A 12,231-nucleotide genomic window follows, 5' to 3' on the forward strand; every position below is an offset into this window, starting at 1 on the left:
GAATGCGTATTGCATAAATATTTAGTAACTGAACTGCAACTAACCTAAAAGAATCTGAAACTAAAACTGATAATCAGTGAACGGATGTGCTTTATGAATTAACGGTATATAAAAAGGAATTAACGGTCCAATCTGAACTCCATTCCGGGAGATCAGAAAATAAACAGAAATCATTCTCATGATCGCAACCTCTTCAAAAACTCCACTTTCTGTCTCCTGGCGACAGTTACAATACTTCCGTCACTCATGGTTACACAACCACCATCACCCTTTTCATAGGTACGCACCTCTTTAAGATTTATGATATGTGATTTATGGATACGGAAAAATACTTTCGGATCGAGTTTCCGCGCGACCACCTTAAGTATCTGCGTACTCACATACTGCTTTCTGTCTTTTGTATACACCACCGTATAACCTTCCTGTGTAGCAAGCCGAAGAATTTCCGTTTCCGGAAGAACGATCGTTTTCTTTGTATCAGCTATTTCTATGAACCCTTTCATATTTCCACCATTTCCTGCATGTTAGTACAGAGTTTATTCGATACTATTTTAATTCTGCCGGGGATAAATAAAAATACCAGCTCCCAAGGCAGGATCAATTCCGATAAATTGTTCTCGACCACTACAGAATCATTCACTAAAGAATGACCTGATCCAACAATTCAATATTTCGCAACGGGGAAACGCTGTGAAATAATGAAGCTTTTTACTTGTTAATACTCCACGTGGACAAAAAAGTGCGTTCTGAGGGTCCTGCAGATACGCGCGTCCGATAGGCTAATATAGTACAATTTGAGTGTGTGTAACATTAAATTCTTATAGACTTTGTAAGCTCCCCCATTTTCGGACAAGTTGTGTACCCTGCGCCCGTATTATGGTGCGCGGCGTGTGCAGCAGCATCTTCATGCGCGAGGGAATTTCAATCAACATCAAACGCATTCGACGGTTGATGCACAAGATTGGAATCATCGCAATTTATCCGAAGAAAAAAACAACGCTTGCAAATGTGCTTCACAAAAAATATCCATATCTCTTGCGCGATTTGAAAATAGAATGGGTGAATCAGGTTTGGAGCATCGACATCACTTACGTGCCAATGAAAAACGGTTACATGTATTTGACAGCCGTGATGGATTGGTACAGCAGGAAAGTGTTGAACTGGAAAATATCGGCGAGCATGACGGTTGATTTTTGCAGGAACTGTTTGCAGGAGGCGATAAATACTTTTGGAACTCCTGAAATTTTCAATTCCGATCAGGGCTGTCAATTCACCAGCGTAAAATTCACTTCCATCTGGAACGGAACGCAAACGAAAATCAGCATGGATGGACGCGGACGTGCGATCGACAATGTTTTCATTGAAAGATTATGGAGAAGCGTGAAGTACGAAAACATTTTCATCAGCGCCTATGAAACCAATTCAGATTTGTACGCGGGACTGTTCGAGTACTTTCATTTTTACAACAGCGGAAGATTCCATCAGTCGTTGAATTACAAAACGCCCGATGAAATTTACTATATGAACATGTTAACCGATATGAACAAAGAAAAAAAAAGCAAAAAAGAAATTCAACATCATCAACAAAAATAAATGTCTAAGTTTCTCATACTTAAATCATGTGAAAACAATTTACAGAAATGGGGTACACTACACTCGCAGATGGTTCATCTCAAAAAGGGAAAATTTGTATTGTGAAATGAAAACTCAATCCGCGCATCACGATAATACTTCCTCTTCCTTCTCGCCTGTAGCCGAAGCATCTTCCTCTTTCCTTTTCACCAAAAACATTTTTGATTCGGTTTTGCTCAGCAAACGTTCAATATTTTTCTGGTGCGTAATGAGAATGAGCATGGCCACCATGCAGGAAAAAACCACGTGCGCCGGAACCACATGATGTTTGAAAAAAACAATGATCACCACAGGATAAGCAATGCCGGCAGCAATGGAAGAAAGAGAAACGTAATGTGTGCCCAGGAAAACAAGCATAAACAAGGCAGCAACTATTGCACAGGCAAAAGGATTTATGGCCAGCGTAACGCCGAGTAAAGTGGCAATTCCTTTTCCGCCGCGGAATCCTGCAAGCACCGGAAAAATATGTCCGAGTACTGCTGCAGTTCCAAGAACCAATTGTGTATTCACAAAATCTTCTGTGCCGGGCGGAACCGTGGAAATAAAATAAGCGAGCATCACCGCAAAATATCCTTTTGCACAATCCATAATTAAAACCGGAATTCCTGCGCGCTTGCCCAACACGCGGAACGTATTTGTTGCACCCGCATTCCCGCTCCCGTGCTCGCGCACATCCGTATTGAAAAAAGCTTTGCCTATCCACACCGCAGAGGGAACAGATCCGAGCAGGTAAGCGAAAAGCATTCCGAGTATTCCGCTGGTTGTCATTTTTGTTTATTTAATTTCCTCCGCCACTTCCTCCGCTTCCATTGTCACTGTCATCTCCGGCGCCTGCACGTTTCAAAAGCTTGTTCAGGGCAGTAAGCTCTTCCGGACTTCCGGCTGTAAATTTATACCTTCCTTTCGTATCTCCAAGCCGTTCTTTATCATAATCATCAGGTGCCGTTTTGTCATCATCCTTCATTTCTTTAAGAATGGTGGTGAATTTATCATTAGGTGAGTAACATAACATGTTTCCGCCAAAATAATAAAACGTGTACCAATGCGTGTCGAGGTTGAAATAGATCCACAAAACATCACCGCTTTTCTTCCTCTGCAGCACAATAGTTCCCGGAATATATTTGAAGATCTGTTCTTTGTTTACGCTGGCCAATCCGAGTTTTCCGTCTGAAATGTAACTGTGCATTTTCTGATTCCAGTTCATTTTCACATCCGAGAAAAAGAAAGTGTATTTCAGTTCGTCAGGAAATTTCTTGTAGTTGCCATAAAGTGTGAGATTCGAAATGATCTTATCCGCTTTATCTTTTCCCATCATTTCATTAAGACTTCTCTGGAATGTGGGACGCGAAGGATCTGTTCCCGAAAGTGTGGTTGATGCATTAATATCTTCCACGAGCACATCCATCGCTTTATCGCTCATAAAAAAATCTATTCCCATCGTGAGGTCGAAAGAAGTGGAATGATCGGTGGCGTTGTGCGTGGCATTCCCGATCGGGTTGATGTACACTTTTCCGAGACTGGCGCCGAGCATCATTTTTCCTTCGCCGTAAACGGAACATGTTTTTGTGCTGAAGCTCACATAATTTCCGGGAAGAGATCGCTCTACTAATTTTTCTTTATTGGAAATCCTGTATTCGCGCGAAGCTTTATCGAAAAAAAGATAGCCACTCGCTGTTACCACTTCCACATCTGTTTTTCCCTGCTTGGGCGAAAGGAAAGATCCGTAAATGTGAATTGAATCGCTTGTAACGGTACTCATTATTCCGGAAGTGATCGGTTCTCCTTTTTCATTCTCAGGATTATCGGAAACAGGAATATAAATTTCTTCGGGGTTAATTTCTCCTTTAAACGCAAGGCGGCTTTTTCCAAGCGCACAATCGTGATGCAAACTGGTGGAACCGTCGAAATAAAGAAAGTGATTGTTTGCAGCAAGAATTACTTTTCCGCGATAATCAAAAGCAGGGCTCAGGTAAAATTCAGAACTGTCTTTGATGGTTCCTTCGGCATACGTTTGGCCGGAAGTATCGGGAGCAATTTTTGCAAAGTGAATGATCTGTTCTTTTTTCAATTCATCCACGTATGCATAATCGCCGGAAGCGAGATAATTGTGGCGTGATGTGATGTCGGTTACGCAATTGAAGAGATGGTGGTACTGTGTTACGGTGTTTGCCGTGATCTTTGAATTGGTGAGCGTTTCCATGTAAGCATTTTTCCGGATCGTAACTTTTCCGCTGTCGGGAACAATTTGCGCATCGGCCACATCGATCTCTTTCACATCCTGCGCATAAATAATATTATTCCGATAATCGAATTTTGCTTTCGGCGCACGAAACCGCAGCGAATCCTGTTTCGCATTAATGGAAATGAATTCCGGCCCTTCAAGATCAATCTTGTCTGTCGATCCCGGTTTTGCTTTTCCCCCGCTCATCTCAATGGAATTCTGATCCATGTACCATTTGAAATTTTTCATGTAACAGATGTACTCGTTCACCGGGAAAGTAACTTTCGATCCTGTCCCGCTTATGGCTTCGAATTCACCGATACGTTTTTCAAAATCGAGATGGGCTTTTACACTGTCGGTTTTAAATGCGAGGCCGGCCTGTGCGATCGCTTTCAGATTGAAATCGGAAGTATCGGCATCCACAATATGTTGTTTGATGATCATGCGCTGCGAGAGTAACTGCGCAGTAGAAAAATCCATTTCTCCTTTTCCGGCGAGCGCCTTCGGCCCCAGCGTAAGTGTGCCGTCGAAAGTTGCTTTCCCCGCATAAACAGAAAAAGCAGAATCCTTGTTGGTTGCATTCAGGAAATCTTTTTTCGGCATCCAGTGTATGTAAATATTTTTTGAATCCACCTGTGGATATTCTGTTTTGCCACTGATCACCTGCTCTTTCATATTGAATGTCTGCGCAACTCCATTCATGGAATCCGGGAAGAAAATAAAATCATTCGACTTGCTTACCGAAGTGATATAATCTATTTCTCCGTCGCCACGAAGTCCCTGGTTACTCAAGGCCATGTGATTCGTGAATTTTGCTTTTCCTCCATAGAGCGGGTATCCGCCCGGGGGCGCAACGCGTGTAAAGCCAAGAGAATAATCGGGCATCAACCGGATGGAATCGCGGATGTCGGGAAAAATTCCTGCTGAAGAAAATACGCCGCCGAATTTCAATGCTGAATTCGTAAAATTATCAAGACTGTCTATGGTGAACGGATCGAGTTTGAAATAAAAACGATCTCGGTTGTAAACTCCTTTCTGAATTCCCGGTTTGTCGTAGTAAACAAAAGATGGGCTCGACGAAGTGAAAATCGGATACTGTCCGAATTTTTTACTCCATACTCCCGATTTATTCGAAGGATCGTCTATCTGCAATTTCCCATTCATATTCTCGATCACACTTTTCACTTTCATCTGCACATATCCTCCCTTCGGATCATTCGGATCAATATGGTCTGTGTCGATCCATATCCGCACCGAATCTACATTGGTAAGATCGAGTGTGAAATTGTTGTAAGTGAAAGAAAATAATTTTCCGTAATAATCGAATCGCCCCGCCATAATGGAACCCTGGAAAGTGAAATTGCGGTCCTTCTTGAGAATGATCATGTCTTTATCCGGGAAAACGGTAACGTTCTGCGAATCGCTGAGTGTAACTTCCTGCACACCAAAAAGTGTCATGTCGTAATTGAGCAGGTTTATTTTTCCATTCGCTTGCCCCGGTGTAACCTTCGACTCGAAAATAATATTGTCGTAATCTTTTTTTCCTGCGCGCGCGGCAATGTACGTATCACATTTGTCGAGGTAAGTGATCACATCGGTATTCGGATCGTAAATGAGAAATCCCTGGTTGGCAAGATTCATAATAAGCGGGCGCAATTCTACCGGGTCAATTTTCCAGTAATGAGAAAGATCGACCGTGGTAAAAGATTTCACTCCTCCATTCACATCGCGCACAAAATTCCGCAGCTTGATCAGCGGATGCACGGGTTCTATTCCCTGTAATTTATCATAGAGATACTGGCGGTAATAATTTGCAGAAGGAAATTCCGCTTCGGCTTTTGTAGAACCTGGGAGAGAATTCAGGTAAATCGTATTGTCGGTGGTTTTGTATTCTATTTGCTGCACATACATATCCACTTTGTGAAATGAATCGTAGAATGGCGCAGCAGAAGCGCCTTCATCAGAACGATAAATAAGAACACGCGAACTGTCCACAAAATATTTGAAATCTACTGAAGGATGATAAATGCTGTCCTGGTCGAACATGAATTTCACGGTGGTATTCTGGCTCGATATCTTGTCTTTGGTAATTGCGAAACTGGTGGAAGAAACAGTGAGAAAGTTTTTTCCATTGCGTTTAAAAACAAAAACAGCGGGATTGTCTTTTGTTCCCGAACCAATGAACTTCCCTCCTACCTGGGTGAATCCTCCTTCGTAATCCACATTCGGGTACATAGATTTTATCTGGTAACGGCTGCTGTACGATTCGAAACGCGGATATCCTGCAGTGGCCTGTTGCGCATCGGCCACTAATTTTTCCGTGATCCTTCCCGGCAGCGGTTTCCCCATGAAATAGGTTTTGTCATAAAACGTAACCGAATCGGCTACGTATGTAAATGATTTTACCATGATGGAATAATTTTTCAGCTCCGCATATTCATCTTCGGGTTTTAGTCCCGCGCGCTCCCACGTAACGCGACCGCCTTTTCCTTTCCAGATTCCTGTGCCCGGATAAAAAGTTCCGCTGGTGCCAATGATCTTTGTGCTGTCGTTCTTCGCGAGCGCTTTCAAAGTCACATTGGTAAAAACAATGGACGCAATGGAATCGCATTCGAATTTCCACGATCCTCCTTCGGTCCACCATTCGCCAGTTGCAGTTTTGAAAAAACGATTTCCGCTGAAAAGATTTTCTCCCATGAGAATGAAATCGGAAAATGGCTTGTTCAGTTTTCCGGCGCCGAGCCCTTCGAAACAACTCTGCCACGCATTGATCGTAACTTGTGGCGTGGCATTATCAGCGAGACATTTGATGGTATTGAAATAGGCGTAGAATTCAGGAGCGGGCCTGAATTTTCTTTTGATCATCGCGTTGCAATTCTTGTAGCAGATCTGTTTCAGGTCATCGCCCACTTTATTGGTCACCCAGTATTTATCATTGAATTCGTCGATGTAATCTTTCCCGTCTTTCTTATCATAGCTTTCGAAAAAAGCTTTCATCTCCTCGATGAATTTCACGGGGTCGTCTGTAAAACTTTTCGGCATCACCTGCGCATGCACGCGCATCGCGAGCGGGAACATCAGCACGAATAAAAGAATGCTATATTTTTTCACAGTCATATTATTTTCAGTTTTTCTCAAAATGAAGAAGCGCCCATTCGCCTTCCCCGGACATCGACTTGAATATTAATTTATTTTCTTTTGCAGTTCTTTTCAATTCATCAGCATCCTGTGTGAAAAATCCGCTGAGCAGAAGATCTCCGCCTTCGTGAAGATGTTTGGCAAATGAATCCATAGAGGAAAGCAGGATATTTTTATTGATGTTCGCCAGGATCACATTGAATTTTTCATTGTCAAGCGATCCTGTATTTCCGCAAATTGTTTTTATCACGGAACAATTATTCCGCAGAATATTTTCCTGCGAGTTCTGCACCGCATTTTCATCAATGTCAACCGCGAGCACTTTTTGAGCGCCGCATTTTTCAGCGAGTATGGCCAGTATTCCTGTTCCGCAACCCATGTCGAGTATATAACGCCGGCCGAGTGGCAGTGTTAATAACTTTTGCGCCATGAGCCGGGTGGTTTCATGATGCCCTGTTCCGAAAGATTGTTGCGGCTGGATCACAATTTCCATCCGGAAGTTTTTACCCGGCAAATGAAAAGGAGCGCGTATGAGCAGGTCATTACCGATCATCACCGGTTCAAAATCTTTTTCCCATTCTGCATTCCAGTTGCGGTGCGCGATCACTCTTTCTTCGAATTGAATTTTTCCCAATTGAAAATCGTTATCATTCAGCAAGGAATAGGCACGCTGGTTGAACGCATGCTGCGGCACGTAAGCAAGAAAACCTTCTTCCGTATCAGCAAAACTTTCAAAACCGAGTTCAGCCAGCTCCGTGATGAGGAGATCACAGCCCGGTTGCCGCGGATCTATTTTTACTTCAAGTTCGATGTAATCCATAATGTGGGAACGTAATTTTAAGGGCAAAATGTGTTCCGTTTGCACAGATTTGACGGATATTTTTAACAATTAAACAGTTCGAATTTGTGAATTCTCCAATGAAAAGACGGTAACCGCGGCTGTAAGTTACACGGGAAGCGCTCTTATATTTGCGAATGGAAAGTGAAATTTTCGGAAAAGAATTCTGGAGCGGGAGATGGAAAGAAGGAAATACAAAATGGGACATCGGTTACCCGTCTCCGCCTTTGCAGGAATATTTAGATGGAGTTTCCAATAAAGATGAAAAGATCCTGATCCCCGGATGTGGCAATGCGTACGAAGCAGAATACCTCTGGAAAAAAGGTTTCACACGCGTGTACTTAGTTGACATTGCAGAAAAAGCGCTGGAAGAATTTTCAAAACGCGTTCCGGATTTTCCAAAAGATCATCTCATCAATAAAGATTTTTTTGATCTCGAAGGAATAAATTACTGGAACCTTATTCTCGAGCAGACTTTTTTCTGTGCGCTGCATCCCTCGCTGAGAAAGAAATATGCAGTGAAGATGAATGAACTGCTTACGCCTGCGGGGCGACTGGTGGGTGTGCTTTTCAATGACCCGCTGCTGACGGACGATTCTCCTCCCTTCCGCGGAAGTGAAGAAGAATACCGCGCAATCTTCTCTCCTTATTTTACGTTTACAAAAATGGAACCTGCACGCAATTCCATTCCGCCAAGAGCAGGAAGAGAATTATTCATAGATCTCCGCAAGAAAATTCAGAAGTGATGATGCGTAATATTTTATTTTCTGCACTGTTGCTGATGTCGCCGCAAATATTTGCGCAGATCGATTCTGCATTTTTAAAAACTGATTCTACAAAACACAGCGACGTTGTCAATTATTATGCTGCCTACGGGCTTCATCCTGATTCGGCTGTAACTCCTTCGCTTTTTTACGATGTGTACGAATGGAAAGGAACGAAATATCATTATGGAGGAATGACAAAAAAAGGCGTGGACTGCTCGGGATTTGTCATCAATGTTTACCGCGAAGCTTACCACATTGACATTCTCAATGAAAGAAGTGCGAAGAGTTTATTCATCGCCACCGACACGGTTCCGCGAAAAGAACTTGCAGAAGGCGATCTTGTTTTTTTCAGAATAAAAAAAGGACAGGTTTCTCACGTCGGAATTTATCTCGGCAACAACAAATTCGTGCATGCATCCGTGCACGGGGGCGTAATGATCGATGACCTGGATGAGCCTTATTACAGGAAATATTTTTACAGGGGAGGAAAACTGAAAACAGGAAAGGATTACAGATAGTACAGATGTACAAATCGTGTGTTGGTCATCACGATCCCGAATTTATTCGGGAGAAGCGCTCTTGCCGGCCGACCATTCGTAATCCGTAAATCTGTAGTATCTGTAATCTTCCCCATTAGTACTTAAAAAATAATTTCCATCCCTGCTGTGCATTATCAGAATAAATAATTTCCGAAATGCGGTCGGATGCATCATAGAGAATTTTCACTTTTTCAATTTCATTCTGCACAATATTCTCAGCGCCGCCCATCACTATTTTTATATTCTCCACTGAAATGATCCGGTTGAGTTTTCCGCTCGCAGAATAGTTGTAATGATATTCAAACGGCGTGTACGTGCAGGATGCGCAGCCGGTACCGCTGTAGCCCACTACTCTGCCGGTAGAATCGAAATCTCTTGTGAAACTCTGATCGTACTGCGGGCCCTGGTGCGCAGGATCGCCCGACTTCACCGTTTTCACATCGAGCTGATCGTGTTTGGTTGGATCATACATGGAAAGCGGCAATGCGATGCGCATACTTGTTTTGTGAACGGCGTAATAAATATCCGGCATGTTATTCACCGAAAATTTTTCATTCCACATGCGTTTCATCTTATCATCAACGGTGTCATTATTTTTCACCGAATAATTGATGAGTGTAACCTGCACGGCCACCGAATCAGTTCCGCCGGAAATAGCAAAAGCAGAATGCTGGTGAAATGAAACGCAGAGAAAAATAAAAATGAGGGAAGCAGAGGCAGTAATGGTCTTGCGCATAGAAAGGATTTAGATGACGCCCATCTCGATCAACTCTACCACAGCTTCAATATTCGCATCGTCACCGGTTGGATCGTAATCGGACTTGAGGTTATTTCCAAATACAGTGGCAACGCCCTGCCACATGAAAGCGGAGAAAGATCCGCGGCGTTCTTTGATGATATCGTAAGTGGTGGAATTCGTTTCGCGATCCATCAGTTTGAGTAAAATGTGTCCCTGCGTAAATGTAAGATCACGCATATCCACTTCAAATTGCCCGACAAGTTCTTTCTCACATTTCTCTGCATACTGTTTTCGCTGCTCATCCGTTTTCATATAAGCCATCTGCGCATCCATTTCTGAAAGTTTCATTTTTGCAAGCACAGAATACGGATAAGCTTTTTTCACATCGCGTTTTAACCGGTCCCATTTTGCCTGCTCTTTAGGATTTGCAAAAGTCCGCGGCGCGGCAATAACGCAAGTGTATTCATTCACCACAACCAGCGTATCACCATTAGCATCAACACCAGTTGTAATCATGGCTTTGGGATATTTATTCACATCGCCAATTCCAAGCGCCTGCGCCTTTGCAGTGAATGCTGCAAGGAGAAGAACCGAAATGAGGATTGCGTTTTTCATGATTCTATAGGATAAGTTTCAAATCCTATGCCAAATCCTGCAGTAATAACGCGGAGTTGTTGCACTAAGTTACGTGGACGAACTCAATAATTGTTAACCCTGAGAAGTTAATTTGAACAAATCAACGCTCAGATCTCATTCGAAGTACGGTTCGCTTTCCAGTGTGAATGCGAAATATTACCATTCGGATGATGAGAAGATCTCTTTTTTTCCTTCAACAACCAGGAAGCAGCCACAATGGTAGCAATCTCTTCTTCCTCATTATTTGTGACTTTCAACTGATCGGGAGTAAAATATTTTGTAATGAAGCTTGTATCAAAATCTCCTGATGTAAATGCTTTATGTTCAAGAACAAAACGGCAGAACAAAAGTGTTGTTTCCACGCCCGTTATCTGGAATTCATCAATGGCGCGTATCATACGCTGAATGGCTTCTTCCCTGTCTTTTCCCCACGTGATGAGTTTTGCGATCATCGGATCATAATAGATCGGGATGTTCATGCCTTCTTCAAATCCATCGTCCACGCGCACACCGTTTCCCTGCGGCCGCCTGTACGTAACAAGTTTGCCAATGTCGGGAAGAAAATTATTCGCCGGATCTTCTGCATACACGCGCACTTCAACCGCGTGTCCGTTCATGTAAATATCTTTTTGCGAGAAAGAAAGTTTTTCTCCGCGCGCCACGCGTATCTGTTCTTTCACAAGATCGATTCCTGTTATCATTTCAGTAACCGGATGCTCTACCTGCAAGCGCGTATTCATCTCGAGGAAATAAAAATTTCTTTTTTCATCGAGGAGAAATTCTACGGTTCCTGCGCCCGAGTACTTGCACGCACGCGCCACATCACACGCACACTTGCCCATGCGCTCGCGCAACTCAGGCGTGAGTATACTCGAAGGCGCTTCTTCGATCACTTTCTGGTGACGACGCTGAATGGAACATTCGCGCTCAAAAAGATAAACTACATTTCCATGATGGTCAGCCATCACCTGTATCTCTATGTGTCTTGGGCCGCTCACATATTTCTCAATGAAAACAGACCCGTCGCCGAATGCAGATTTTGCTTCACTCACTGCAAGTTTCATCTGCTCTTCGAAATCCCCGATCTTCTCCACGATTCGCATTCCTTTTCCACCTCCACCTGCGCTGGCTTTGATCAGTAACGGGAAACCGGTTTCTTTTGCAATTTTTTTTCCTTCTTCCACCGAACTGATCGCGCCTTCCGATCCGGGCACCATTGGTATTTTATACTTTTTCGCTGCGGCTTTAGCAGAAAGTTTATCGCCCATCATGTCCATCGCTTCCGGTGAAGGACCTATGAATTTTATTTTCGCTTTGGCAACTGCAGCGGCAAAACCGGAATTCTCAGAGAGAAAACCATAACCGGGATGAATACCATCGACAGCAAGTTTTTTTGCAACAGCAATTATTTTATCCCCGCACAAATAAGATTGTGAAGAGGGCGGCGGACCAATGCAGACCGCTTCGTCGGCATATTTTACAAATGGCGCATTGCGATCTGCTTCAGAAAAAACGGCAACAGTTTTTATACCCATCTCCCGGCAGGAACGCATCACTCTCAGGGCAATTTCGCCTCGATTGGCGACAAGAATTTTTTTCATACGTAATTTTGCTAAGGTAAGATTTTCTCATGCAGTAAGAAGTGAGTAGCAGGCAACGAGCGGCAATGAAAAAATTTCATCTTAACAGGGTTCGAATTTCGCAAGTTTGCACTTCGGATT

Annotated in this window: 10 protein-coding genes; 3 read left to right on the forward strand and 7 right to left on the reverse strand. The window is 43.2% G+C overall.

Going from position 1 to position 12,231, the window contains the following annotated elements:
* Positions 1-176: 176 nt before the first annotated feature.
* On the reverse strand, positions 177-503 hold the full coding sequence (locus HY064_14465; protein MBI3511861.1) for a LytTR family transcriptional regulator: 327 nt from the start codon (positions 501-503) through the stop codon (positions 177-179).
* Between the two features lie 373 nt (positions 504-876).
* On the opposite strand from HY064_14465, the gene HY064_14470 reads away from it, so the two are divergent.
* Positions 877-1,593: an IS3 family transposase gene (locus HY064_14470; protein ID MBI3511862.1), complete on the forward strand. Its 717-nt coding sequence runs from the start codon at positions 877-879 to the stop codon at positions 1,591-1,593.
* A gap of 126 nt (positions 1,594-1,719) precedes the next feature.
* On the opposite strand, the gene plsY is transcribed toward HY064_14470, so the two are convergent.
* From plsY to prmA, 3 genes are read right to left on the reverse strand one after another with little or no spacing between them, the layout of a single operon-like run.
* Positions 1,720-2,400 (reverse strand): glycerol-3-phosphate 1-O-acyltransferase PlsY, encoded by a 681-nt coding sequence (gene plsY / locus HY064_14475; GenBank protein ID MBI3511863.1) that lies wholly within the window; start codon positions 2,398-2,400, stop codon positions 1,720-1,722.
* Positions 2,401-2,410: 10 nt separating this feature from the next.
* Entirely contained in the window at positions 2,411-6,964 is a 4,554-nt protein-coding gene (locus HY064_14480; protein MBI3511864.1) for a hypothetical protein, read from the reverse strand.
* Between the two features lie 13 nt (positions 6,965-6,977).
* Positions 6,978-7,811, reverse strand: a complete 834-nt coding sequence (gene prmA, locus HY064_14485; protein MBI3511865.1) for a 50S ribosomal protein L11 methyltransferase — start codon at positions 7,809-7,811, stop codon at positions 6,978-6,980.
* A 155-nt stretch (positions 7,812-7,966) separates the two neighbouring features.
* Here prmA and HY064_14490 point away from each other — a divergent pair, with 155 nt between their 5' ends.
* Positions 7,967-8,575, forward strand: a complete 609-nt coding sequence (locus tag HY064_14490) for an SAM-dependent methyltransferase (GenBank protein ID MBI3511866.1) — start codon at positions 7,967-7,969, stop codon at positions 8,573-8,575.
* The gene (locus HY064_14495; protein ID MBI3511867.1) at positions 8,575-9,114 is read left to right on the forward strand and encodes a C40 family peptidase; all 540 of its coding nucleotides are present in this window, start codon (positions 8,575-8,577) and stop codon (positions 9,112-9,114) included. The genes HY064_14490 and HY064_14495 overlap by 1 nt, the downstream gene beginning before the upstream one ends.
* 115 nt (positions 9,115-9,229) lie before the next feature.
* Here the strand turns inward: HY064_14495 and HY064_14500 are convergent, their stop codons facing one another.
* The 3 genes from HY064_14500 to accC all read right to left on the reverse strand — a co-directional run bounded on the left by HY064_14500 (position 9,230) and on the right by accC (position 12,111).
* Positions 9,230-9,871 carry a hypothetical protein gene (locus tag HY064_14500; GenBank protein ID MBI3511868.1) on the reverse strand — a complete coding sequence of 214 codons (642 nt, stop codon included), beginning with the start codon at positions 9,869-9,871 and terminating at the stop codon, positions 9,230-9,232.
* Between the two features lie 9 nt (positions 9,872-9,880).
* Positions 9,881-10,489, reverse strand: coding sequence for a DUF4294 domain-containing protein (locus tag HY064_14505; GenBank protein MBI3511869.1), 609 nt, complete (start codon positions 10,487-10,489; stop codon positions 9,881-9,883).
* 128 nt (positions 10,490-10,617) lie between these two features.
* Positions 10,618-12,111: an acetyl-CoA carboxylase biotin carboxylase subunit gene (accC, locus tag HY064_14510; GenBank protein ID MBI3511870.1), complete on the reverse strand. Its 1,494-nt coding sequence runs from the start codon at positions 12,109-12,111 to the stop codon at positions 10,618-10,620.
* Between the last annotated feature and the right edge of the window lie 120 nt (positions 12,112-12,231).

This window comes from Bacteroidota bacterium (genome assembly GCA_016194975.1).
Classification (GTDB): domain Bacteria; phylum Bacteroidota; class Bacteroidia; order Palsa-965; family Palsa-965.